At 65.0% G+C, this 24,738-nt stretch carries 21 protein-coding genes; 13 read left to right on the forward strand and 8 right to left on the reverse strand.

Annotated elements, in window-relative coordinates:
• Nucleotides 1-422: 422 nt before the first annotated feature.
• Nucleotides 423-1,334 carry a glycosidase gene (locus LQV16_RS10720; RefSeq protein ID WP_229993874.1) on the forward strand — a complete coding sequence of 304 codons (912 nt, stop codon included), beginning with the start codon at nucleotides 423-425 and terminating at the stop codon, nucleotides 1,332-1,334.
• 507 nt (nucleotides 1,335-1,841) lie between these two features.
• On the opposite strand, the gene LQV16_RS10725 is transcribed toward LQV16_RS10720, so the two are convergent.
• Nucleotides 1,842-3,695 carry an alpha-glucosidase gene (locus LQV16_RS10725; protein WP_229993875.1) on the reverse strand — a complete coding sequence of 618 codons (1,854 nt, stop codon included), beginning with the start codon at nucleotides 3,693-3,695 and terminating at the stop codon, nucleotides 1,842-1,844.
• Between the two features lie 136 nt (nucleotides 3,696-3,831).
• Nucleotides 3,832-5,073 (reverse strand): mechanosensitive ion channel domain-containing protein, encoded by a 1,242-nt coding sequence (locus tag LQV16_RS10730; protein WP_229993876.1) that lies wholly within the window; start codon nucleotides 5,071-5,073, stop codon nucleotides 3,832-3,834.
• Nucleotides 5,074-5,295: 222 nt separating this feature from the next.
• On the opposite strand from LQV16_RS10730, the gene LQV16_RS10735 reads away from it, so the two are divergent.
• Both LQV16_RS10735 and LQV16_RS10740 read left to right on the forward strand, forming a co-directional pair.
• A complete protein-coding gene (locus LQV16_RS10735; RefSeq protein ID WP_229993877.1) occupies nucleotides 5,296-6,042 on the forward strand; it encodes a hypothetical protein in 747 nt (248 codons plus the stop codon).
• Nucleotides 6,043-6,357: 315 nt separating this feature from the next.
• Complete coding sequence (locus LQV16_RS10740; protein ID WP_229993878.1) at nucleotides 6,358-6,963, forward strand: hypothetical protein; 606 nt, start codon at nucleotides 6,358-6,360, stop codon at nucleotides 6,961-6,963.
• 61 nt (nucleotides 6,964-7,024) lie between these two features.
• Here LQV16_RS10740 and LQV16_RS10745 read toward each other — a convergent pair whose 3' ends face one another.
• Nucleotides 7,025-7,288, reverse strand: a complete 264-nt coding sequence (locus LQV16_RS10745) for a DUF1508 domain-containing protein (protein ID WP_229993879.1) — start codon at nucleotides 7,286-7,288, stop codon at nucleotides 7,025-7,027.
• Nucleotides 7,289-7,514: 226 nt separating this feature from the next.
• Here LQV16_RS10745 and LQV16_RS10750 point away from each other — a divergent pair, with 226 nt between their 5' ends.
• The 4 genes from LQV16_RS10750 (at nucleotide 7,515) to LQV16_RS10765 (ending at nucleotide 10,462) form a co-directional block, all read left to right on the forward strand.
• Nucleotides 7,515-7,832, forward strand: a complete 318-nt coding sequence (locus LQV16_RS10750; protein ID WP_229993880.1) for an acylphosphatase — start codon at nucleotides 7,515-7,517, stop codon at nucleotides 7,830-7,832.
• A gap of 125 nt (nucleotides 7,833-7,957) precedes the next feature.
• Nucleotides 7,958-8,293, forward strand: coding sequence for a cupin domain-containing protein (locus LQV16_RS10755; protein ID WP_229993881.1), 336 nt, complete (start codon nucleotides 7,958-7,960; stop codon nucleotides 8,291-8,293).
• 171 nt (nucleotides 8,294-8,464) lie between these two features.
• Nucleotides 8,465-9,832 (forward strand): diacylglycerol kinase family protein, encoded by a 1,368-nt coding sequence (locus LQV16_RS10760; RefSeq protein WP_229993882.1) that lies wholly within the window; start codon nucleotides 8,465-8,467, stop codon nucleotides 9,830-9,832.
• A gap of 18 nt (nucleotides 9,833-9,850) precedes the next feature.
• On the forward strand, nucleotides 9,851-10,462 hold the full coding sequence (locus tag LQV16_RS10765) for a methyltransferase domain-containing protein (RefSeq protein ID WP_229993883.1): 612 nt from the start codon (nucleotides 9,851-9,853) through the stop codon (nucleotides 10,460-10,462).
• 117 nt (nucleotides 10,463-10,579) lie between these two features.
• Here LQV16_RS10765 and LQV16_RS10770 read toward each other — a convergent pair whose 3' ends face one another.
• A complete protein-coding gene (locus LQV16_RS10770; RefSeq protein ID WP_229993884.1) occupies nucleotides 10,580-12,208 on the reverse strand; it encodes a helix-turn-helix domain-containing protein in 1,629 nt (542 codons plus the stop codon).
• 131 nt (nucleotides 12,209-12,339) lie between these two features.
• Here LQV16_RS10770 and LQV16_RS10775 point away from each other — a divergent pair, with 131 nt between their 5' ends.
• From LQV16_RS10775 to LQV16_RS10795, 5 genes are all read left to right on the forward strand, one after another.
• The gene (locus LQV16_RS10775; protein ID WP_229993885.1) at nucleotides 12,340-13,611 is read left to right on the forward strand and encodes an alpha-hydroxy acid oxidase; all 1,272 of its coding nucleotides are present in this window, start codon (nucleotides 12,340-12,342) and stop codon (nucleotides 13,609-13,611) included.
• An 81-nt stretch (nucleotides 13,612-13,692) separates the two neighbouring features.
• A complete protein-coding gene (locus LQV16_RS10780) occupies nucleotides 13,693-14,595 on the forward strand; it encodes an ABC transporter substrate-binding protein (protein ID WP_229993886.1) in 903 nt (300 codons plus the stop codon).
• Nucleotides 14,596-14,601: 6 nt separating this feature from the next.
• On the forward strand, nucleotides 14,602-15,621 hold the full coding sequence (locus LQV16_RS10785) for an amino acid ABC transporter permease (protein ID WP_229993887.1): 1,020 nt from the start codon (nucleotides 14,602-14,604) through the stop codon (nucleotides 15,619-15,621).
• A complete protein-coding gene (locus LQV16_RS10790) occupies nucleotides 15,618-16,385 on the forward strand; it encodes an amino acid ABC transporter ATP-binding protein (protein ID WP_290369360.1) in 768 nt (255 codons plus the stop codon). The genes LQV16_RS10785 and LQV16_RS10790 overlap by 4 nt, the downstream gene beginning before the upstream one ends.
• Before the next feature lie 322 nt (nucleotides 16,386-16,707).
• Nucleotides 16,708-17,838: a hypothetical protein gene (locus LQV16_RS10795; protein WP_229993888.1), complete on the forward strand. Its 1,131-nt coding sequence runs from the start codon at nucleotides 16,708-16,710 to the stop codon at nucleotides 17,836-17,838.
• Here the strand turns inward: LQV16_RS10795 and LQV16_RS10800 are convergent.
• The 4 genes from LQV16_RS10800 to LQV16_RS10815 all read right to left on the reverse strand — a co-directional run bounded on the left by LQV16_RS10800 (nucleotide 17,760) and on the right by LQV16_RS10815 (nucleotide 22,815).
• Nucleotides 17,760-19,217 (reverse strand): glycosyltransferase family 2 protein, encoded by a 1,458-nt coding sequence (locus LQV16_RS10800; RefSeq protein WP_229993915.1) that lies wholly within the window; start codon nucleotides 19,215-19,217, stop codon nucleotides 17,760-17,762. The genes LQV16_RS10795 and LQV16_RS10800 overlap by 79 nt on opposite strands.
• 11 nt (nucleotides 19,218-19,228) lie before the next feature.
• On the reverse strand, nucleotides 19,229-20,344 hold the full coding sequence (locus LQV16_RS10805) for an NAD-dependent epimerase/dehydratase family protein (RefSeq protein WP_229993889.1): 1,116 nt from the start codon (nucleotides 20,342-20,344) through the stop codon (nucleotides 19,229-19,231).
• Between the two features lie 54 nt (nucleotides 20,345-20,398).
• Entirely contained in the window at nucleotides 20,399-21,718 is a 1,320-nt protein-coding gene (locus LQV16_RS10810) for a UDP-glucose/GDP-mannose dehydrogenase family protein (protein ID WP_229993890.1), read from the reverse strand.
• 68 nt (nucleotides 21,719-21,786) lie between these two features.
• Entirely contained in the window at nucleotides 21,787-22,815 is a 1,029-nt protein-coding gene (locus tag LQV16_RS10815) for a UDP-glucuronic acid decarboxylase family protein (RefSeq protein ID WP_229993891.1), read from the reverse strand.
• A 490-nt stretch (nucleotides 22,816-23,305) separates the two neighbouring features.
• Between LQV16_RS10815 and LQV16_RS10820 the strand changes: the two genes are divergently transcribed.
• Nucleotides 23,306-24,667 (forward strand): MFS transporter, encoded by a 1,362-nt coding sequence (locus LQV16_RS10820; RefSeq protein ID WP_229993892.1) that lies wholly within the window; start codon nucleotides 23,306-23,308, stop codon nucleotides 24,665-24,667.
• Nucleotides 24,668-24,738 lie beyond the last annotated feature (71 nt).

Here is a 24,738-nt window from a genome sequence, read left to right on the forward strand (position 1 = left end):
GCCACGAGTGGACCGACCGGCAGGAACTCGAACTGCGGCATTAGGCCTGCCGCATAGAGCGGCCAGGAGCACCACGAAATCGCGAAGGCCAGGACAAAGAACGCCGGGAGGCGGTGGCGCTGCAGCCAGACCTTGAAACGAGGCATGACGGCTCCTGAGGAACAGGGACGAATACGGCTCATTGTCCGCTCGCGGGCGCCCCGAATCCAGATCTGCCGAATCCAGCACTGCCGAAACGGGCATGGCGGCCAAGAGTACTCCGGCGCCAGGCTACTCGCGGGTAGCGGTGAGTTGGTAACTCGCGCGCTCCGCTCGGCCCTGTCATAGTGGGTCACGACACACAGAGTTAACCGGATCCGCTCGCAAAAACCATCATTTCCTTGGCAAAATGCAGGTGGATCAATTGCTTCTAAAGGAGACCCATGGGCGCGAACACCGCGGAAAACACCAACCTTCGGCTCAAGGCCGTGCTGGATGTCCTGTCAGAGGAGGCGTGGACTGGCGCGAAGCCGAACGCCGGAGCCGTACTGGGCGAGGCAATCGCACGGGTACCCCTCAACGACCAGGAGTCCGAACTTCTCAGCGGCGGCATTCCCCGCGGCCACAAGACGCTGACCACCGCCACGGCCAAGCTGGTCAAGGCCGGCTGGCTGGTCAAGGGCCGCTCCGGCTGGTCCATCACCGACGACGGCCAGCGCGCCACGGTCGCTTTCGCCGAGCCTGCCGCCTTCGCTTCAGCGCTCGACGCCGGCACTCCGGTTCCGGCGGGCACCCCGCTGCCGTCTGCTCCCGTGGCAAAGCCGGCGAAGCCGGCGAAGGCAGCAAAGACAGCGGCAACGCCGGCCGCCAAGGCCGAGGAAGCGCCGTCGAAAGCCGGCAAGGTTGCCGGCAAGGCCGCCAAGATCGTCGAGGAAGTTGTGGCGCCGGTGGCCAAGGCGGTGCGGAAGCGCAAGCCCGCTGCGAAGGCACAGTCAGCAGAAGCTACGGCAGAAACCGCGGCAGCGGCAGCCCCGGCCGTCAGCGTCGAAACCATCGAGCAGCCGGAAGCCGTCGCGGTTGCCGGTGACTTCAACGTCCTGATCGGCGCGCCCGCCAACTGGGCACCGCAGTATGACGAAGCCCAGATGGAACTGGACCAGGCGGACCAGCTCTGGAAGATCGCCGCGGACATTCCGGCCGGCTTCTACACCTTCAAGATCGCCCTGAACCGCTCCTGGGACGAAAACTATGGTGCGTTCGGCGTCTTCGACGGGCCCAACCACGAGGTCCACCACGGCGGCGGCCTCCTGGTCATTCAGTACGATCACCGCACCCGGGACATCGTCCTGCGATAGGCACCGACCGCCAATCATCCTGCCGACGCGCAAATGACCCTGCGACACCCGAATTCGGGTGACGCAGGGTCATTTGCGCGTCGCGGGCGGATTTGCGCATCCTGAGCCCGCCGGACCTAGCATTGCCTCATGGCCACCGTCGAGCTTGCGGGCCTGCGAATCCGCTACCAGCGTGCCGGCCACGGGCCACCGCTGGTCCTGCTTGACGGCTGCTAGAACCGGGTCGGGTCCGGCCGCGGCGGCACCGGGCCGGGATCCGGAATCGGGAGGGGATTGGGCGTCGGGAACGGACCCGGTGCCGGTGACGGTGTGGGCGCGGGCCCGGGGACCGGCTCAGGCCCCGGAACCGGTGGTGGCGTGACCGGGCCAGGTTCCGGCGGGAACGGGTCCCCGGGTTCCGGCGGCGGCGTCGTGGGGCCCGGTTCCGGCGGAAACGGATCGGGTTCGGGCGTCGGGGGAATAGTCATGTCTGGCTTCCTTTCTTAGCTGGCGTTCCGGATACGGCAATCACGCGCCGCTGCGCCGGCGCAAGACCAGCAGTTCCCAGGGCCTCAGGCGCATCGCGCCCGCGGCAGAGCTGCGCACGGCACTCGCGGCTGAACCGCCGTCCCGCGCGGCAGCGCCGGCGTCGGAGGGGTAGTTGCCCAAGACCAGCTCCGCGTCATGCCAGGTCTGGTCCCCGAGCTGGGCGTCGCGCTCTTCGCCGGAGAAGTTGCCCAGAACCAGAATCTGCGTGCCGTCTGCGGGGCTGCCGGGGGAACCAGCTGAACCGGAACCAGCCAGGGCCCGGGTGAAGGCGTAGACGTGCGGGTCATCGGGCAGGAGCATGGTGAAGTCCCCGTGCGAGACCACCGGCTCCGCATGCCGCAGCGCTATCACCTTGCGGTAGAAGCTGTAGACCGAGTCCGGATCATCCATCTGGGCGGCGGCGTTGATGTGGTTGGCATTCGGGTTCACCGCGATCCAGGGAGCGCCGGTGGTAAACCCGGCGTGCCGGGAGGCGTCCCACTGGACCGGGGTCCGCGCGTTGTCCCGGTTCAGCGGCGCGAGCGCGGCGAGGACCTCGGCGTCGGTGTGGCCCAGATGGGTGGTGGCTTCGCGGTGGTGGTTGAGGACCTCGATGTCGCGGTAATCGCTGATCGCGCCGAACGTCATGTTGGTCATGCCCAGTCCCTCGCCCTGGTAGACGTAGGGCGTGCCCCGGTGCAGGTGCAGGATGCCGGCCAGCATCTTGGCTGAGTGCTCGCGGTACTTCCCGTCGTCGCCGAAGCGGGACACGGCGCGGGCCTGGTCGTGGTTGCCCCAGTACAGGCTGTTCCAGCCGGTCTCGGCCAGGCCTTCCTGCCAGCGTCCCAGGGTCTGCTTCAGCTCGGTGAGCAGGAGCTTCTTGGGCCGCCATTTGTCGCCCTCCTCCTGGTCCAGCGCCACGTGCTCGAACTGGAACACCATGTCCACCTCGGCCCGGGCGGGGTCGGTGTACAGGACGGCGTCCTCCACGGTCACGCCGGGCATTTCGCCGACGGTGAGCAGCCCGCCAGTTCGGCTGGCGAAGACTTCCCGGTGCATCTCCTGCAGGAACTCGTGCATGCGCGGGCCGTCGATGTAGAACGGGCTGCCGTCGCCAAAGAGCTTGCCGTCCGCGACGGGCCCGTCCGGGAGCGAAATGTCCTTGGAGATGAAGTTGATGACATCCATCCGGAAGCCGTCCACGCCCCGGTCCAGCCACCAGTTCATCATCTCGTAAACCGCCGCGCGGACCTCGGGATTCTCCCAATTCAGGTCCGGCTGCTTCTTCGAGAAAATGTGCAGGTAGTACTCCCCGGTGGCCTGATCGAACTCCCACGCGGGCCCGGAGAACGCCGAGCCCCAGTTGTTCGGCTCCGCGGCGGCGGCCGCGCGTCGTTGGGAGGCCCGGGCGTCCACCTCCCGGGGAGGCCGCCACCAGTACCAGTCGCGCTTCGGGTTCTCCTTCGAGGACCGGGACTCCACGAACCAGGGGTGTTCATCCGAGGTGTGGTTGACCACCAGGTCCATCACCAGCTTCATGCCGCGCGCGTGCAGCCCGTCGGTCAGTTCCCGGAGCTCCTCGAGAGTGCCGAAGAGCGGATCGACATTGCGGTAGTCGCTGATGTCGTAGCCGTTGTCGTCCTGCGGCGAGGTGTAGATCGGGGAGAGCCACACGACGTCGACCCCCAGCCGCTGCAGGTAGTCCAGCTTGCTGATGATGCCGCGGAGGTCGCCGATGCCATCGCCGTTCGAATCGGCAAAGCTGCGCGGATAGATCTGATAGACGACGGCGCGTTGGAACCAGTCGCGGGCAGTCGCCTTTGGTGTTTCCGCGGGGGCTTGTTCGACCGTCATGGGGGACTCCTCAGCTGGTCCTGCAGGCTATCGGGACAGCGCGTTGCTGACCCGCCAACGTCTGATTATTGACCAGTTGGAGAGGGGTGGGAAGACCTGCCCGCTCCTGCTGTCCGGCCGGGCTGTCCGGACTTGGCTAGTTCTGCGAGGCGATGGCGTTATCGCGGTCCTCGAAGACGTCCTCGCCGGGACCGGAGAAGGCTTTGGAGCGCTGGATCGCCTCGATGGACCCGGTGAACAGCTGGGAGTCCTGGGGGTCTGCGTGCCGGGGGTGCTCGCCAGTGGCAGCATCCTTGCCCGGTCGCTTGGATTCCGTCCCGGCGTCGAACGCGGCGGATCCCACCGCCGACGGCAGCGTTTCCAGGCGCACGTGGGGGAGCGCCGTCGGGTGGTCCTGCTGCAGGAACAGCACCAGTTCCTCACGGATCAGGCAGCGGAGGTCGAACAGGGAGGCGCTGTCCGCGGCGCTGACCAGGATGCGCACCCGGACAAAGCCGGCGGTGGCGTCCGTGATCTGCAGGATCCCCACCCGCTTGTCCCACAACGGGGTCTCGGCCAGGACCTTCTTCAGCTCGCCGCGCATCGCCTCGACAGGAGCGCGCCAGTCGAGGTCGAACTCCACGGTGCCCATGACCTCGGACTGCCGCCGGGTCCAGTTCTCGAACGGGGTGGTGGTGAAATACGTCGAGGGCAGGATCAGCCGGCGGTCGTCCCAGATGTGGACCACCACGTAGGTCAGGGTTATCTCCTCGATCCGGCCCCATTCCTTCTGGACCACCACCACATCGTCCACCCGGATCGCGTCCGTGAAGGCGAGCTGGATGCCGGCAAAGACGTTCACCAGGGAGGTCTGCGCGGCGAGGCCGGCGACAATCGAGATCACGCCCGCGGAGGCAAGGAGCCCTGCGCCGAGCGCCTGGATCGCGGGGAACGTCAGCATCATGCTGCCCAGGGCCACCACCACGATCAGTGCGACGCCGATCCGCCGGGCCAGGATCACCTGGGTGCGCAGCCGCCGGGCGCGGCGGTTGTCCGCGACATCCACCCGGTACCGGGTCAGGACCATCGCCTCGATGATGAGCAGCATGGCGACGGCCAGCCAGGCCAGGGACGCAATGAGCGCAATCAGCAGCAGATGGTCCAGGCCGTGGCGCCATTCGAGGTCCCCGGTGCTTGTGGCCAGCGCGATCCTGACGGCGATCAGGCACAGCGACAAGCGCAACGGCAGCCGGGCCACGCGGGACGTCTCGCGCAGTTCGGGCTTGCTGCGGTTGAGCCGGAGCACAATCTTGCGAACCAGCCAGGACAGGACGAGCCCGGCAACCACGGCGAGGGCCATGGCCAGGAACGGCATTGCTTGTGTCAGGAACTCTTGCATTACTTAAGCTCTAGCAAGCTTCCGTGGGCAATTGAAATCGGAAGGATGTCAACGTGGGTCCGATCACGCCGCTACAGAACGCCGCTACAGAAGGTGGCGGGCATGGCACGCAGCGGCGGGCTATGGCACCCTCCGGCCGCCAACTCGGGACTTTTGGCCCTTGCTTTGGCGTCCAGACGCTCCACAATGGTCGAACCACTTGAATCCCAGGGGGAGGGTGACATGCGTCGACTCTCGGCGTTCGGCACGGCAGCATCGGCCGGTTTCTTGGTTGCGGCACTGCTCGGCGCCTGCGGCGGCCCCGCGGGCCCGGGTCCGACGTCGCCGTCGATGCCCTCTGTGCCCCCGCTGACGTCCGCGCCCGGCGCAACTGATGTTCCGCCGACGGAGGCGCCGTCGACGCCGGCCACGCCCGCGCCGACGGCAGAGGACTGGAAAACCGTCAAGACATCCGACGGGCAGCTGGAGTTCGACCACCCGGCCGAGTGGACTGTCAAGGACCGCGGCGCCGAGGCCGCGCCCGGCGGGGTGTTCCTGGAGGTCCTCACCGCGGACGGCAAGTCGCTGGCCACGCTGCGGACCAACGTGGTCACGGGCTCGGAATGCACGCAGCGGATCCCCTACTCCGTGCTCGATCTGGTGCCCGTTCCGGCTTTGGTCCAGCCAGGGGTTGAGCCGCACTTCATCTTTGAGTTGCGCCTGTATCCGGCAGAGAAGGACCCCATGAAGGCCAATGTCATGGCCTACGGCATCAGCTCGGCACCGAAGCCGTCCGGGCCAGATGCCTGTCCGATCTTCCATTTCTTCACCTGGCCGCCCAGCGGAGCGTCGTTCGGAGGCGTCTACAACCCCTTCGACACCAGCCCGGGCAACGAGCCTTTTGTCGACACCCCGGAGGCGTACCTGGAGACCTCCGAATACAAGGACATCAGGAAAATGATCACCTCGCTGCGCCCGGCGGGGCAGTAGGGCCGGCCCGGACTGATGGTGAGGCAGCGGCGACGCACAGTGTTTCCGGCTCCGTTTCGCCCGGCGCTGGTCCTCGCAGCCCTGCTGGTGGCCGGCTGCGGCTCGCCGGTGGTGCCGCCCGCGACATCCGGCGCTGCGCCGGCGCCGGATGCAACGTCCGGCGGCCCGCCTGCGGGAGACGCTCAGTCGGGAAACACGGAGTCGGGAAACGCGGGGTCGGGAAATTCCCCGCAGGGAGCGCAGGGAACCACGCCGCCGGAAACAACACCGGGAACGGCTCCGGGGACCACGACGCCGGCAACCTCACCGGCGGCGGTGGGCCCGCCGTCGTCGTCCGGGTGGAAGACGTTCACGACGTCGGACGGGACGCTGAGTTTCGACTACCCGGCCACATGGGTGATCCGGGACCCGGCGGGGGAGGCGCCGCTGGGCGGAGAGTTCGTAGACGTGGTGAACGCCGCCGGGAAGCAGATGGCCGCGCTGCGCACGAATGTGGTCACGGGCGCCGAATGCAGCGAGCAGCAGCCGTACCTGCTCATCGATTCGGAGCCGATGCAGGCCCTCGCCGAACCCGGTGCGGCGGACCAGAATGGGCCGCGTTACGTCTTCGAGGGCCGCGGTGATGCCGCGGCACCGGAAGCTTCGCCGCCCACCTACGCGTCGTACGGCATCACCATGATGCCGGAGGAGACCGGACCCCTGGCGTGTCCGATGTTCCAGCTTTTCCTCTGGCCGCCCAGCGGTGCGCTGTTCGGCCAGGCCTACGACCCGGCGAAGAACACGACGCCGGGGGACCCCGGGCTGCCGTATCTGGAGAAGGCGAAGCTCTACGCTGCCACGGCGGAGTACCAGGACGTCCGGAAGATGATCACCTCGCTCCGTCCCGCCGCCGAGGGGACGGGCACGGAACCGGCGATGTAGGTGCGGCCGGACACTTCTTGGCGGCCGGCTACGGTGCGGGCACGGCGCGCTGCCAACGTCGCTAGACAGCGGGCAGGTGCCGGTGTCGGCGGGCTGTCGGTGCCGGCGACGTGTTCCTGGTGCCGCGCTGCCCGGCCCACGGGGTGCTGCGGACCTCCCGGATCAGCCCGGTGCCGGCGCACTCGCGCACGGCCATGATCGCGTTCGCCGCCTGGCGTTTGTCGTCGAATGCTGTGGAAATGGCCAACACGGTCCCGTCGGCGACTATGAGACGGAACCGGACGTTGGATTCCCCGTCCGTGAAGATTTCGAATTGTCCAGCCATTGTCTTGTCCTTTCGGGCAGCGGTGGCTGCCGGGAGGGTAAGGCACTTCGGTGTGCTGTTGCCGGGTCTTCGACAAGCTGTTGCAGTGCTGGAACAGCCTTTCGCGAACGTCGGCCGCCCGGAAAGGGGCAAAGGTCCCTTGGTGTCTGGGCGAAGAGACTTAGCCTGCGGGACCAAACCCCGCATGACCCAAACCAGGGGCGGTGGCGGGCGCTACATTGGGAGCATGACTGACAAACACCCTGTGCAGTTTCCGGCCGATTCCGGCGAGCCCGTGCGGCTGAACGCGCGGGTGTCCGGTGTGGTGCAGGCCGTCGGGTTCCGGTACTGGACGGTCCGGAAGGCCGAGGAGCTTGGGCTCAGCGGCACGGTCCGGAACAACTACGACGGCTCCGTGGGCATTGTGGCCGAGGGGCCGCAGTCCGTGGTGCTGGAGCTGCGTCGCTGGCTGCGCTCGCCCGAGGCGCCCGGCCGGGTGGAGGACGTCGAAGAATCGCTCTCGGCGGCGACGGGAGAGTTCGGCGGATTCGACGTGGCGTACTAGGGCTCCAGATGTGCTGGGCTGCAGCTGCACTCCGCCGGCCCGAGCTCCCCCGACCCGGGAACGGTAACCCGAGCCCGGGGCGAAGGACCCTCGGCAGCGCGGCCTGAGGCGAGTACGGTGTGCCCATGCAGAAAATATCGATCGATGCCCTGGCCAGGCAGCAGGTCGCGGCTGCCCTCGCTGCAGGGAGCGGACGGGCCGCCGACACGGTGTTCGGCGGGCACGAGAAAGTTCTGCGCCAGACCGTCATGGCGTTCAGGGCCGGGACACAGCTGAGCGAGCACCAGAACCCCGGGGAGGCGACGGTGTTTGTGCTCCGCGGCTGTGTGCGCCTGCGGGCCGGCAACGAATCCTGGCAGGGCAAAACCGGCGATCTGCTGATTGTGCCGGAGGGGCTGCACAGCCTGGAAGCCGAGGAAGACTCTGCGATCTTGATGACGGTGGCCAAGATCAGGACCTGAACCGCCCGCCCAATCCGGGTGGCCCGCAGCCATTCGAGACGAAGGAGAGGCCGAAAGTGAATTCCAGGGATGCCAGAGAGATCAGACATCTGCGCCCTTGCATGAAAGGGAGCGCACGGCAGGGGCCGGGACGATGACCGCCGTCGTGGTAACGCAGATCGGGGGCGCGACATGACCGTCATACCGTCCATCGAGGAGGTCCCGGAAACCCGGCGCTGGTGGGCGAGGGCGGCTTACGTCGCGGTCCTCCTCGCGGTGGCTGTCCCTTTGGTGGCTGCAGGTTTGGCAGGCACCATTGCGCTGGTCATGATCGATGCCGGCGCCGTGTTGGTGACTGTGGCTGCGATCTACTGGTTCCTCATCAGCCGCGGTTTCCTGCGCTGGTGTGCGTTGGCGCTCGCGGTACTGGCCCCGCTGGTGCTCGTGGTCCTACACATTCGGGCGGGCCTGCTGTGGGAGATGGTGCTCTCGGTTGGACTGGCGGCTGTTGCGGTGGTCTGTGCCCGCGCCGCCCTCCGGGAAAGGGGCGAGGGCAAGGCCATGGCTGAGTACCCCGCTCCCACCTGGCGGCATGCCTTCCTGGTGATGAATCCGCGTTCCGGCGGGGGCAAGGTGGTGAAGTTCGATCTCCAGCGCAAGGCCGAGGAACTCGGTGCGGAGGTGGCACTTCTTGAAGGTCCGGGACAGGTGGATGTCGATGCGCTGGCCCGGCAGGCGGTGGAGCGCGGGGCCGATCTGCTCGGCGTCGCCGGTGGGGACGGGACCCAGGCGCTGGTGGCCGGCATTGCGGCCGAGCACAACCTTCCGTTCCTGGTGATCAGCGCCGGCACCCGCAACCATTTCGCCCTGGACCTCGGGCTGGACCGGGAAGACCCGACGGGCTGCCTGGACGCCCTCCGGGACGGCGTGGAGCTTCACGTTGACCTCGGCAAGATCAACGGCCGCACCTTCGTCAACAACTCATCTTTCGGCGTGTACGCCGAGGTGGTGCAGAGCCCGGAGTACCGCGACGACAAGGCCGGTACCGTGCTGGAGATGCTTCCGGACCTGATCAGGGGCGCTAAGGGTGCGCGACTTCGAGCCCAGATGGACGGCTCAACCGTGGACGGCCCCCAGGCGGTGCTGGTCAGCAATGGTCCGTACGGCAGCAACGACCTGGCCGGCCTGGGCCGCCGAACCCGGCTGGACCGCGGCGTTCTCGGCGCGGTGGCGCTCTCCGCCGCCAGCACCCGCGAAGCGGTGGGCCTGCTGCGCCGTGCCACGAAGCGCGGCCTGATCCAAGTCGCGGCGGCGGAGGTGGTGGTCGACGCCGACGTGCCCGAGATCCCCGTCGGTGTGGACGGGGAGGCCCTGCTGATGAGCACGCCGGTGCGATGCAGCATCGAACCCCGCGCGCTGCGGGTACTGGTTCCGCGGAACCGTCCAGGCGTTCCGCCGGCCCAGCCCTCCCTGGACCTGGTCCGGCTCCGTGAGTTGGCATGGGGGCGGCACCCGACTGCGCCGTCCGCGCCGTCTGCGCCGGCGTCCGCGGGCGAGTGACAGAGCCTCCCCAGGCGAGTGACCGTGTTGGACAGCCCCGCGGACAGCAAGGTGTGGACGGACTACAACGCCGCCCAGTCGACGCGTTCCGTGCGCCAGTTGTGCCTTGACGCGATGGCCTTCGCCGGACCGGGCAACGGCCGCCGGGCCATTGATCTGGGCTGCGGCGCGGGCAAGGAAACCTTGGCGCTGCTCGACGGCGGCTGGCGGGTCCTCGCCGTCGATTCGCTCCCGGACACCCGGGACCTGCTGCTCGCAACCGTTCCCGCCGCGCTCGCCGAACAGTTGGAGATTGAGCTCAGCCCGTTCGAGGACCTTTCGCGGCTCCCGGAGGCGGGGCTCGTCCTGGCCAGCTATTCGCTGCCGTTCGTCCACCCGGCGAACTTCGGCCATGTCTGGCGGATGCTGCTGGGGGCGCTTCTGCCAGACGGCGTCATTGCTGTGAACCTGTTTGGGGACCGGGACTCCTGGGCCGTCATTCCCGAGTGGAACTTCCACACCGAGGCCGACGCCCGGGGGCTCTTTGCCGGACTGAAGATCCTGAAGTTTGAGGTGTTCGACGACGACGGTCAATCGTTCCGCGGGCCCAAGCACTGGCAAATATTCGATGTGATCGCCCGGAAGGCGTGAGCGGCCGGGCGTGAGCTGCCGGCGGGCGGACGTCACGGAAGGCAGACTTTGAGGCCCCGGCAAGATGGGGATCCGCGGATTCCGGGCAGATCTAGCCTGAACCGTGTGAGCCAGCCACTAGTTGTGTCTTGCCCATAACTGCAGCCACACGAGCAGGCGCGTTTCGGCGTCGTCGAGGTCTATGCCGAAGAGCGGCTCCACCCGGGACAAGCGGTAGCGGACCGTGTTGACGTGCACGTCCAGCGACTTGGCGGCGTCGATCGCGTTTCCGCCGCAGCTCAGGTAGGCGTAGATGGTTTCCTCGAACGATTTCTTATGCTGTTCGTCGTACGCCGCGATACTGAGGGCATGCGCCCCGGGCAGCTGGCCGGCGGCCGTCAGCGACGAGACGACCTGGCGCAGCTGCAGACGCGAGCCGAGGGAGTCGTCGTCGGCCACGATGTCATCGGAATCGGCGGCTATGCGCCCTTCCGCGACGTTGCGTACAAGCTCGGACAGGACCAGTTCCGCGTTGACCCTGGACTCCTCCAAACGGTCGATCGTCGCTGAGCCGCCCAGCGCCGCCAGGACCGGGCGCGAGAGAAGCCGGCGCGCATTCTGCACGATTTTCAGTATCGCGTTGCGTTGGAATTGTCGCGAAGATTCGGTGGTTTGCGGCAGGACGATGTAAACGATGTTGTCCGAGAGCCCGCAGATAGCCGAGGGCAGCCGGATGGCGCAGGCGGTCCGGATGGTATCGAAGAGCCGGAGGCGGGACTGCAGCGTTTCGGCCGCGATGGCATCGGACGGCCAGACGCCCAGGGCCGCAACACGGATCGACGGCGCCGAGATCCCGAGCCTGATGGCCGCCAGCTCGGCGCGTTTCGGATCGAACAGCAGCGGCTGGACCAGGTCTATCTGGCGCGTGAGGTTCGAGACGTAGGTGGTCCGTTTGTGCAGGATGTGGAGCGCGGCCACGTTGGCGGCCTCCCGCAGGATCCGGTCGGCGTCCTCGTTGTGGTGGTTCGCCAGTTCAAGGAGCCAGAGCGAGCCCAGAACGGAGCCGCCGGCCCGGATCGCGATGGCCGTGCGCCGGAGCAGGGGATCCTGCGTCACCACGTCCAGGGCGTCTGTGGCGGCATGGACCCGACGGTAGTCGTTATCCGTTTCCACGGAATGCGGTACCTGCAGACTCAGGATGGAACTCCTGCGCGTCTCGTCAATGGGTTGGTCCGGGAGGGTCGAATACGCCAGGATCGTCTGCTCGGGATCGGCGATCGCGATGGCACCGCCGGCTTGGGCCGCCACCGTGTTGGCGAGGTCGAACAGGTCCCCGGGGCGGATGTCCACCAGGGTCCGTCCAGATTGCCGGTGCGGGATGACGGCGGCATCCATGATCTCCGCGAGCTGGTTCCACGGCACCGAGTCGGAGGCCCGGAAAAGTGCCATCCCGTTGTCCCGGGCCGCTGCCCGCAACACTTCGTCCGAGGTGCCGTTGGATTTGTAAACGATCGCCACGTAGCCGGCGTCGCTTAGCTCCCGAACTTTCGCGCCCAGACGTTTCCCGGTAAGGGACAACCCGATGGCCAGGGCAACCGCACCCGGAAACTTGGTAGGCCGGGCCGTCGAGTCATAGAGAACAGAGCCGGCAACGATTTGCCGGTCATCGGACGGCATTTCCACGAGGCTGACAATTTCCGAACCCGCCGAGCGGGCGACGTCGGCCAGCGTAGGCAGCGCGTGCCTTTCCACCGCCGGCGTCGTCACGGGGACACCGCATCTGTTTGGCATTCGCTACTAATGACGGCCCCCTCAATTTGTCGATAACTCCATAGTGGTGCGGAGTTTCATTTCCTACGCTGAACCATAACGTAGGACAGCAAAACGGAAGGCCGTCATTGAAAATCAGCGAAGCCAAGCAGCTCATCCAGGTCAAAGCCCCGGTGATATCCCGCCGACGCCGGGTGCTGGCCAACGCTTTCAATGTCGAGGAATACCGGCAATCGGCGCGCAAGGTCCTGCCGGCAGGGATTTTCGACTACCTCGACGGCGGATCGGAAGACGAAGTGACGCTCCGCCGCAATCGAGCCGTCTTCGACGCGTGGGCCCTCATGCCCAGCTGGGGCCCGGTGTCCGGACCCGACACGACGACCACCCTGCTCGGAAAAGAAAGCGCGCTGCCGCTCACGTTGACCCCCACCGGGGCCACCCGGCTGTTCCACCCTGAGGGCGAGCTCGCCGTCGCGGCTGCCGCCAACCGGGCCCGCATCCCCTACGGGCTGGCCGGACTGAGCACCGTGGCCATGGAAACGATCACAGAGCACCACCCGACCCTTGACCGCTGGTTCAACTTTGGGCTCACCTCCGACGCCCAGGCGCTGAAGGACAAACTTGCCCGTTGCGAGGCCGCCGGATTCACCACCCTGATTATCGGAGTCGATACACGAGCTCTGGGTTCGAGGGAGAGGGACCTCCACAACGGCTTCACCGCGCCCCCCGCTCTAACGCTTTCAACCATCGCGGACATCGCCCGCCGTCCCTCGTGGTGGATCAATTTCCTGAAGTCGGACGGAATCAGTTTTCCCAATCTGGATCCGCGCAGTGCCGCAGCCACCTCCGTGGTCACCCCGTCCATGTGGCAGCACATTCTTGGCCACTCGGATGCGACGAGCGGATGGAAGGAACTGGAAGCCTTGCGTCAGGCTTGGCACGGCAAGATCGTGCTCAAGGGCTGCGTCAACCCTGCCGACGTGGCAAAGGCCTCCCGTATTGGCTTGGACGCCGTCCAGCTGAGCAACCATGGCGGACGCCAACTCGACCACATGCTGAGCCCCATGGATGTCCTCCAGGAATCGCGGCAGCGGGTGGGCGACTCGATCGAGATCTACGTGGACTCCGGCATCCGCCGGGGCAGCGACATCCTCAAAGCGTTGGCGTTGGGTGCCGACGCCTGCTCGATCGGCAGGGCCTACCTGTACGGGTTGGTGGCGGCCGGATCGCCGGGCGTCGGGCGCATCATTGAGATCTTCGGGGACGAACTGCGGCGTACGATGACGTTGGTAGGCGTTTCCAGCATTTCCGAGTTGAAAGCACGAGGCGGGGAAATTCTGCGGGACATCCGTCGCTCTGGAGAAATCCTTGAAAATACAGCGTCGGGCAACACGATTTGATGAGTTCTGAACAAGCAGCCATGCAGTGCCCTCCCGCAGCGTTGCGGGAGCCTAGAGGATCCCTGAACAGCTAAGGAAACCATGCGCACCCGATACCTACTCCCCGTCCTCACCATAGCCACGGCGCTCTCGCTTTCCGGCTGCGTCAACAACAGCGAACCGGCCGCCACTGGCGGGGCGTCCGGAACCGCCGACGCCATCGACGTGAAAAAGAATGACTCGATTGCCGCGTCGCTTCCGGAGAAAATCAAGAGTGCCGGCGTGCTCAATGTCGGCATGGCTAACAACTACCCGCCCAACGAGTTCAAGGACGATAACGGTGCGCCGGCAGGCTGGTCAGTGGACCTTACCAACGCCTTGGGTCAGGTTATGGGCTTGAAGGTCAATTTCGATATCGGCACCTTCGACAACATTCTTCCGGCGGTGAAGGCCGGAAAGGATGACATGGGCATGTCCTCCTTCACGGACACCCTGGAACGCGAAAAGCAGGTGGATTTCGTGAACTACTACTCCGCCGGCATCCAGTGGGCTTCGCCGAAGGGCAAGACCGTGGACCCCAATAACGCGTGCGGGCTCAAAGTCGCTGTCCAGGCAACCACCTATGAGGACACTCACGAAGTGCCCGCAAAATCGAAGGCCTGCACCGACGCCGGCAAACCGGCCATCACCATCTTCAAGTACGACGCGCAGGACCAGGCGACCAACGCCCTTGTGGTCGGACAGGTCGATGCCATGAGCGCCGATTCGCCCGTGACTCTCTATGCCATCTCCAAGACCAACGACAAGCTGCAGACCGCCGGCGACGCCTTCGAAGTGGCGCCGTACGGGATCCCCGTGGCCAAGGGCAGTGAATTTACGCCGGTCCTCCAGAAGGCCCTCCAGGCGCTGATCGACGATGGTACCTACAACAAGATCCTGTCCAAGTGGGGCGTGGAAGCCGGCGGAGTCAAGACGGCGGACCTCAACGTGGCAGCCAAAGGGTGATAGCACATGAGCGAGCCGGAATCCGACCGGATGATTGAGGCGGAACCGGGCAGGACGCCGCGGGCCGGCAGGGGACGGGACGCGGACAACGCGCCGCCGGAGGCGATCGTGGCGATCCCGCTGCGGCACCCGTGGCGGATTCTGATTGCCGTGGTGCTGCTGCTTGGGCTGGCGGTCTTTGTGTTGGACGCCGCGCAACGTGCAGACTACGGCTGGCCCGACGTCGGCAAGTACATCTTCGACCGCCGGATCAGCCAGGCTGCGTGGGTGACGTTGTGGCTGACCATCTACTCGATGATCGGCGCTATCGTCATCGGCCTGCTGCTGGCCATCATGCGCCTCTCGCCGAACCCGGTGCTGAAGAGCATCGCCTGGCTGTACATCTGGATTTTCCGGGGAACTCCCGTTTATGTGCAGCTCGTGTTCTGGGGCATCGTGTCCCTGATCTATCCGGTGTTTACACTGGGTATTCCATTCACGACGCCGTGGGTCACCGTCCCGAACGAGATCTTCACAAACCTGTTTATCACCGCCGTGATCGGGCTGGCCCTGAATGAAGCCGCCTACATGTCTGAAATCGTGCGTGCAGGCCTGCTGTCAGTGGACGAGGGCCAGGAGGAAGCGTCGACGGCGCTGGCCATGTCCTGGGGGCAGACCATGCGGTACGTCGTGGTGCCGCAGGCCATGAAGATCATCATTCCGCCTACCGGCAACGAAGTGATTTCGATGCTCAAGACCACCTCCCTGGTGGCCGCGATTCCGTTGAGCGTTGACCTTTACGGCGTGTCCCGCGGTATTTCCGCGGTGACGTTCACTCCTGTGCCGCTGCTGATTGTGGCTTCCCTTTGGTACCTGCTCTTCACCTCCGTCCTGATGGTGGGACAGCACTTCATTGAAAAGCGGTTCTCCCGGGGAACCGGGCGGGTCAAGACGGGCAAGGAACCGGCGGCACCGGAGGCACCACCCACTGCGGGGCCCGGCGCCCCGGGTGCACCGCTCGGCACAGACTTTGGAGGAAGAGGATGACGGACGTGCCAATGGTGCTTGCGGAGAAGGTTTCCAAGAATTTCGGCACCAACAGGGTCTTGCGCGGGATCAGCCTGGAGGTCGACACCGGGGAGGTTCTTTGCATTGTGGGGCCCAGCGGTTCGGGTAAGTCGACGTTCCTGCGGTGTATCAACCACCTGGAACGCGTTGATGGCGGCCGGCTTTCGGTCGACGGACAGCTGGTCGGCTACCGTCAAAAAGGCGAAAAGCTCTACGAACTCAAGCTCAAGGAAGCGGCTTTCCAACGCCAGGAAATCGGGATGGTCTTCCAACGATTCAACCTGTTTCCGCACCTGACCGCGGTGGAGAACATCACCCTTGCTCCCATGCGGGTGAAAGGTCTTTCTAAGACCAAAGCCACTGCCCGGGCCAAGGAACTCCTAGAGCGTGTGGGGCTGGGAGATAAGGGTGATGCCTATCCGGCCCACCTTTCGGGCGGCCAGCAGCAGCGGGTGGCCATTGCCCGTGCCCTGGCAATGGATCCCAAGCTGATGCTCTTCGATGAGCCCACAAGCGCCCTGGACCCGGAGCTGGTGGGGGAAGTGCTGGACGTCATGAAGGAACTGGCCAAGAGCGGCATGACCATGATCGTGGTGACGCACGAGATGGGGTTCGCCCGCGAAGTGGCGGACACCTTGGTGTTCATGGATGAAGGAGTGGTGGTGGAGGCCGGAGCTCCCCGCCAGATCCTGAGCGATCCGCAGCACGACCGGACCAAGGCATTCCTGTCCAAGGTGCTCTGACGCCGGCGACCGCCGGCGAGTGACAGCGTGAACCCGGCGTGAGCCGAAAGCTATACTTCGAAGAATCCGAAGTTGGCGCTGCCGTGGCCGGTGCATTCCTGGGAAATGGGGCGATCATGACGTGGTACCGATCATCCAAGGGCCCTGTCCTATCCGCCCGGCAGGCTGCATGGTGACGCGACGGACGTTCTTTTCCGTAGCGGGTGGGGCCGTCGCGGCTTCCGTCGGAGGCATCGTGGTGAAGAACCAGTTGGATGGGCTGTCGCGGCAATCGCGTCTGCACTCGTTGGCCGGACGAGTCGGTGCCGCGCACGGACCTGGGATGGCCACGGCGGAGAAATTCCTCGAGCTCGTCCGCTGCGGCACACGTACTCTCCATGTGTCGGGGCAGGGGTCTGACGGCAACCCCGGAACGGAGCGGGCCCCGTTCCGGGAGATCAACACCGCCGTGCACCATGCCAGCCCCGGTGACCTGATCCTGGTTGGCTCCGGCGTATATGGTTACACGGAAGTATCTGGGTTCCATGGCTCGCCAGACGCCTGGCTAGGCATCATGGCCCGCGATGATCAGGCGCACGCTGTCATCTCCGTCCCTCCGCCTACGGACAACTTCCTCAACATCACCGGCTCTTCCTATGTTGGGCTTTATGGCTTCGAGGTCGCTGGTGACCAAAACAATGCGAATACCAACTGTTCTGGGATCTCCGTTCACGGGGGAAGCCACCATGTTGTCCTGTGGAACAACCACGTTCACGACTTTCCCGGGGGCGGAATCAATTGCTTCGACGCCGGCGGCTCCCACGATCTGGTGGATATCAGCTACAACAAGATTCACGGAACGTCACGGCACAGTCCGGAGAACACGTCCGGGATCAGCATCTACGCCGCCCAGGACCTCACCCAAGGGGAGCTGCTGCCTGGCGGATACGGCTATCGCATGGTCGGAAACTACATTTTTGACGTTGAATGCCTGGTCGAATTCCGGCGTGGTGGCTTTGACTATGTCACCGACGGCAACGGTATTTCCCTGGACCTGATCGAAAAAACGTATGGATACCGGAAACCGATCCTCGTCGAAAACAACATCATCAGTGGCTGTGGCGGGAGGGCTGTGCACGCGTTCGGAACCGTCAACACGGAGGTCGTGAGGAACACGGCCGTCGGAAACATGCGCACCAGGAGCCCTGCCATTTCAGGAGGTGCCGAGATGAATGGAACGGTGGACGGCTCCGTCCGGTTCGTGGGCAACGTTATCTGCCCGTTGAACACTCCCTCCAGCACTGACGCGGTGTCCACCTATGAGGACAATGTGGTCCTGGGCGGCACCCAATCGGTGCCGCCCGGGAATACCGACTTGCGGAGCTGGGGGCTGAGCTACTTCGCCGGCCCCCTCACCCCGGCGGAGCTCATCGACGGCACCGACCCGACAGCGTTCAGGGCCGCGGACTCCTGAGGGCTGCTGCCGCCACCTCGGAGTAGTCCGTGGTTGGCGTCAGTCTTCTCGGTGCGCTCCCAAACCAATCCGGTGTCGCGGAGGAACATGGAGAACCCGATTGCGAGGGGAATGGACCACCACAGCCAGAACACCATCAGGAACAGGGGGTTCACCCGCAGCAGGTATCGCAGGCGGTCCCGCTTCTCCGGCAGGACGGGCCCGGTCATCTTCCAGGCCCGGAATTGTCCGTAGCTGATTACCAAGACCGCCAAAACAATGTTCGTCAGGGACAGAACCATCAATGGCCCGTCGATGAAGGGATTTGCCGACGTGAACGCGCCGACGATTGCCCAAACTCCGATCACCAAGCCAATGGGGTTCAGCGCCAGCGAAAGGCAGGGGACGAAGTTCAGCCGGGCCCGGATCCGCTTGCTGAGGGGCATGCCCATCTGGACCAGCGGTCCTCCGAGGGACTGGAAGAACCCGGCCATCCACCGTTTCCTCTGAGTGATGCCTTGCCGGAACGTGGCCGGGACTTCCTCGACCAGCGGGGATTCGACAACGCCCAGGCGGTAGCCGTTCGTCCACATCCGCATCCCAATCTCGGGGTCCTCGATGGTCAGCCACGGATGGAAGCCACCCACTTCCAGCAGATCTGCAACCCGGAAGAACAGCCCCTTGCCGAGCACGTAGTAGGGATGGTGTCCATCGGCCGTCATGTGCTTGTACAGCGTTGAATCCCAGGCGATGTGATCCATGGCGAAGAACGCTGAAGCCCAGGAACTCGTCAGGTTGCCGGTGATATTCGTGAACTGGATGACGTCGTAGTCTTTGATTCCTTGCGCCGCGGTCTCGAAGTAGTCAACGGGAACGATGCTGTCGGCGTCGATGTAGGACAGCAGTGCGTCCGGGTGGTTCCCGGCAACGTTGTACATGGCCCAAATCAGCTGCCTGGTTTTCTTGGGTGGTAGGGCGGTTTCCCCGGTCCGCTTGCCGGCATGCCACCAGTAGGCCTTGGGGTTGTTGTCCCAGGAGGAGAAGACCGCCCGCCAACTGTGGTCGCTGGTCGGCGGGACGGCCTGGATCTCCAGGAAAGGGAATTCCTTTTGAAGCCGCCGCAGCGACGCAATGGTGGCGACGTCGTCGTGATTGGGAATGGCAACCACCCTCAACAGATTCCGCGGATACGGCGCGCGGGACATTCCGGTGAAGGTGGTCCGCATCGTCTCTTCGAGCTCGTTCAGCACGGGGTAGAACATGATGATGGGCGGTTTTGACCCCGTTCCGCCGGCCTTGCTGCGCGGCGAAATCAGGTTGACCTTCTGGGCAAGGAACCAGAGAGTGACCAGCAGGCTGAACAGGAACAGAACCTGCACGACGGCGAAAATCGTGAGCATCACCCCGTGCATCAGACGCTCAATCCGCGACGTCGCAGTTCAGCGACTGCTTCATCCTGCTTGTCGACCGCCGTCTGGTCCCGCACCCAGTCGACGAGCTCCTTCACGCCCTGGGTGCGGAAACGGTACAGGGGCTCAAAATCCAGCAGTTCCCTGGCTTCCGAGGGATCGGCCCAGCAGTGCCGGATGTCGCCGGAACGGAACTGTCCGGTCAGCTCGGGTTTTATGTCGACTCCCAGTGCCTCGGCCAGAAGCTCCGCCACTTCCAGGATGCTGATCGGATCACCGATACCGATGTTGATGGCCTTGCCGCTGGCACGTGGGGCGGTCAACGCCGCGACGGTTGCCCGGGCGACGTCGGCCACATGGATGAAATCCCTCATCTGCAGGCCGTCTTCATTTACCAGCGGCCGTTGCCCGTTGAGGAGGCGGCCACTGAAGATGGCGGCTACGCCGGTGTAGGGGTTCGAGAGTGCCTGCCTGGGGCCGTAGGCGTTGAAATACCGTACGGCCGTGACATCGATGCCGTACGCCGGGCCGACCGCCAGGCACAGCAACTCCTGGTCCATCTTGGAAATTGCGTAGACCGACGTCGGAAACAGGGGCTTGGTTTCGGCGGTCGGGACGGGCGTCAGTTCACGGTTGCAGCCGGTGCACCTGAGCTCCCAGTCGTGGGCGCGCAACTGCTCTTCGGTCCGCAACCGCGGGGCCTGCAGACCATGTTCGCTGCACATGTAGGATCCCTCGCCGTAGATAGACATCGAGGAAGCGACAACAATTTTCGAAACCTGATGGGGTTCGTTGGCCAGGACGTCCAGCAGGACAGCTGTACCGCCGGTATTTGCCTGCACGTAGCGCGAAATTTCGTACATGGACTGCCCGACGCCGACTTCCGCCGCCAGATGCACGATCTGATCCACGCCTTGAAGTGCCTCGATGAGGCGTGGGCGGTCAAACATATCCGCCTGAATGAACCGGACGTTCGCCGGAACGAACTGCGGCCCCTTGTCTCCGTGCACTTGCTTGACGAGTTTGTCGAACACGACCACTTCGTGTCCCTGCGAGACGAGCAGTTCCACAACGTGCGAGCCGATGAAACCGGCTCCGCCTGTTACGAGTATTCGCATGATGATTCTCCTTGTTCGGTGAAGTGGGATTGTCGTGGGGGCGTCCGGTGCGCGTCAGCGGGACGGCCGGCCCATGGCCCGGACTGTCCATCCGGCCGAACGCCAATGGTCGATGTCCAGGGTGTTTCTGGCGTCGAGGATGCGGGGCGAGGTGACCAGGCCCAAGAGGCGGGTTGGGTCCAGCTGCCGGTACTGGGACCACTCGGTGAGGTGGACCGTGAGTTCGGCTCCTTCGAAGGCTTTGTCAGCTTCGTGGGTGTAGTTCAGCGTCGGATAGACGGCACGGGCGTTGTCCACCGCTTCCGGGTCGTGAACGCGGACGTGGGCCCCCTGGGCTTGCAGGGCTTTGGCGACCTTCAGCGCCTGGGAATCACGGACGTCGTCGCTGTTGGGTTTGAAGGCGGCACCCAGTACCGCGACGCGCCTGTTCATGAGCGATCCGCCGAGCATGTCCCGGGCCAGATCGACGGCGCTCGCCGGACGGCTGACGTTGATCCGGTCTACGCTCTTGAGGAAATCGAGGCTCTCGCCCACGCCCAACTCCTCTGCGCGGGCCATGAAGGCACGGATATCCTTGGGCAGGCAACCGCCGCCGAAGCCGACTCCCGGGGCGAGGAACCGGCTGCCGATCCGGGAATCGTGACCCAAGGCCGCCGCCAGGGGCATGATGTCAGCGCCGGCGGCCTCACAGATGTCTGCAATGGCGTTGATGAAGGAGATCTTGGTTGCGAGGAAGGCGTTGGCCGAGACCTTGACCAGTTCAGCAGTGGCCAGATCCGTGCTGATGAAGGGCGTCCCCGCCGCCAGCACGGGTGCGTACACGTCGCGAAGGATTGATTCGTCGTCGGCGGAGGTCACGCCGATGACCAGCCGATCCGGGTGCAAGGTGTCTTCGACGGCGAACCCCTCCCGGAGGAACTCCGGGTTCCAGGCAACGTTTACCTGAGTCCCTGAGGGCGCCAACCGAGCGGCCATCTCGGACAATCTGGCTGCCGTTCCCACCGGCACCGTGGACTTTCCGACGAGCAGACACGGCTTTTTCAGATGGGGAGCAAGCCCTTGCACGACGGCGTCGACGAACCTCATGTCTGCGGCTGTGGAGTTGGGGGACTGCGGGGTTCCGACGCAGATGAAGTGAACGTCGCCAAAGCCGGCGGCCTCCTCCAGGGACGTCGAAAACTTCAGTCTTCCCGCGGCGATGTTCTCCCGCAGCAAGTCCTGCAGACCCGGTTCAAAGAAGGGCGTGAGGCCGCGGGAGAGTTGGTCGATCTTGGCGGCGTCAACGTCCACGCCCATCACATCGTGACCGAACGAAGCCATTCCGGCGGCGTGTACCGCACCCAGGTATCCCGTTCCAATGACGGTAATGCGCATAGTGAAGCTCCTTGTGGCAGGGGGTACTCAGCTTGTGAATAGAAAGGGGAGGCCCGCGAACGGCTAGCTCAGGCTGTTTTGGCCAGCGCCTCGGAATGGATGACGGATGTGGATCGGGCGCCTTCAAACTGGGCGCCGGCCACTGTCTCGGCGGCGGCACGCACCTCGAGCGGCTGCGATTGGAAGAAAGAGACCGTGCGGCGCAAGCCGACGCTGGTGGGCACCTGCGGCGTCCAGCCAAGCCGTGTTCCCGCGCGGCTGATGTCCGGCTGACGGCGGGTGGGATCGTCAACGGGCAGCCGGTGAAATTCGATGAAAGACTTGGATCCGGTAATCTCCAGGATCATTTCCGCCAGTTCCAGAACAGTATGTTCCGCGGGATTTCCAAGATTAATGGGGCCGGGTTCGTCGCTCTGGAGCATGGCCACGATTCCGCGGACCAGGTCATCCACGTAGCAGAAACTGCGCGTTTGGGTGCCGTCTCCGTAGATAGTCAACGGTGCACCGTTGAGCGCCTGTGTGATGAAGCTGGACACCACCCGGCCGTCGCCGGGGCGCATGCGCGGTCCGAAGGTGTTGAAGATCCGAACAATGCCAACGTTTACGCCGCAGCTGCGCGCATATGCCATGGAGATGGCCTCAGCGAAGCGTTTTGCTTCGTCGTATACGCTGCGCGGGCCGATGGAGTTGACGTTCCCCCAGTATTCTTCCGTTTGCGGGTGCACGGCCGGATCGCCGTACACTTCGGAAGTTGACGCCAGCACAAAGCGCGCGTCTTTTTTCAGGGCCAGCCGCAAGGCATGTTCCGTTCCACGGCTTCCCACTGCGAGTGTCTCCAGCGGTAGCCGGTGGTAATCGGGCGGTGAGGCCGGGCTGGCCAGGTGGGCGACGGCGTCCACGGGACCGTCAATGTCTATTCCCGTGCTGACGTCCGCATTGATAAAGGTGAACAGGGGATTGTCCTGGAACTGGTCGACGTTACTGAGTCTTCCGGTCGAAAGATCATCGACGCAAACAACCGTGGTTCCAGATTTCAGTAGCGCTTCACACAAATGGGACCCTAGGAAACCGGCACCCCCAGTGACGATAACTCGCATTTTAGTTCCTTATCGCAAACGGTTCGAATTGGTGAGCTTCATTTGATATCGGCAGGAGTTTCCCTGGACGCGGTTTGACTATTTCTCTTGCCGCGTGGAGTGAAACCCTTATGACAACGAAGCTGAACGTCATCGAGAAATGAGACCGATCATCCCCAATGCACCGCGGGGCCCGTTATTCCCCGCGATATTTTCCAATAACCTGACAACTGCGAGCCTATGAACGGGATCACTCCCCAACACGAGTAGGCAGTACCCAAATTCAGGTAAGGCAATACGAGGAACTACGTGGGCACACCTGCACCGAGTACTCACATGTCCGCGGAGGCAGTACTTGGAGCAGGTAACTAGGTTCTGTATTTCGCGTACTTTCGACGGCCCGCAACCGCCGGCCTGACGTCCTTGGAGGGACCTCACGGCGCCCATCGCCGTCCCGCCACCAGCGTCCTGCAGTTGGCGGCTATGGTCCGCCGTAAGACAGACTGTTGCCGTGAGCAACTCTCCCCGGGCGGGCCTCGCCGTCGCCGGACTCAGTCTCGGCACGTCGCTGAACCCGCTGAATTCCTCGATGATCGCCGTCGCCCTCGTGGTGCTGCGCGAGGACTTCGGGCTCGACGTCGCCACGGTCACCTGGGTGATCACCGCGTTCTACCTCACCTCCGCGGCTGGCCAGCCGCTCATGGGCCGGCTCGCGGACCGCTTCGGCCCGCGGCGGCTGTTCCTGCTGGGCATGGCCCTGGTGGCCGTGACCTGCGCGCTCGCTCCCTTTGCCCCGAACTTCGCGCTGCTGTGCGTGGCGCGGGCCTTCATGGCCCTCGGCACTGCGACCGCCTACCCGAGCGCCGTCGTCATGGTCGCGGCGCTGGCCCGGGAGGCGAACGTGAAGTCCACGCGGCCGCTGGGCCGGATCCAGATGGCGAATACCTCGGCGGCTGCCGTCGGGCCCGTGGTGGGCGGCCTGCTGGTGTCCCTGGTGGGGTGGCAGGCGCTGTTCCTGGTCAACGTTCCGCTCTCGCTGCTGGCAATCCTCGTGGTCCGGCGCTTTGCCCCGGCGGACGGTGCCCGGGAGCGCGGCCGGGTGTCGGAACTGGTGCGGGACTCGGACCTGCCCGGCATCGGGGCCTTCATCGGGGCCCTGGTGCTGGTGATGATGGCGCTGCTGAATGTGCTGCCCGCCTACCGGTGGTGGCTGCTTGGCGGAGGGCTGGTCCTCGCGGCGCTGTTCGCGTGGCGGGAGCTGCGGTTCAGCCCGCCCTTCCTGGATCTGCGGCTGCTGGGCCGCAACCGGCCGCTGCTGCTGGTCTACCTGGGCTTCGCGCTGTTCAACGGCGTCTACTACTTCGCGTTCTTCGGCCTGCCGCAGCTGCTGCAGACCGCCGGCGGATACGATCCCGGCGTCGTGGGCATCCTCATGCTGCCGCTCGCCGCGATTTCCGTGGTCGGGACGCCGTTCGCGGTCCGCGCGATCGACATGTTCGGCGTGCGGCGGGTGCTGATCGCCGGCGTCGTGCTTCTCCTCGTCGCGTCGGCGGCGATGTGGCTGCTGACGGTGTCCCTCGCCGTCCCGCTGGTGCTCGCGCTGACCGCATTGCTGGGTGTGCCGTATTGCGTGGTCGCCATTTCGTCGAGCCAGGGCATGTACGTTTCCACCCGGCCGGAGGAACGCGGGGTGGCCGCCGGGATCTTCCAGACCTGCCGCTACTTGGGCGCGATCACGGCCACCGTGCTGATCGGCATCTTCTACGGCAGCGGGGTAACTCAGGCGAACTGGGGTCTGATGGTATTCGTGATGCTGGGGCTGGGTGCGGTGGTGTTCATGGTGTCGCTGGCGTGGCGGGAGCGGCGGGCCTGAGGTCCTGCGGGCAGCCGGCGGCGGAGCTGGCCGCGGATGCGCGAGCCGTTGATGTGCCCTGGCCGGAGTGG

Origin of the sequence: Arthrobacter sp. Bi26, from assembly GCF_918697925.1 — a bacterium.
In the GTDB taxonomy this organism is placed as follows: Bacteria; Actinomycetota; Actinomycetes; order Actinomycetales; family Micrococcaceae; genus Arthrobacter.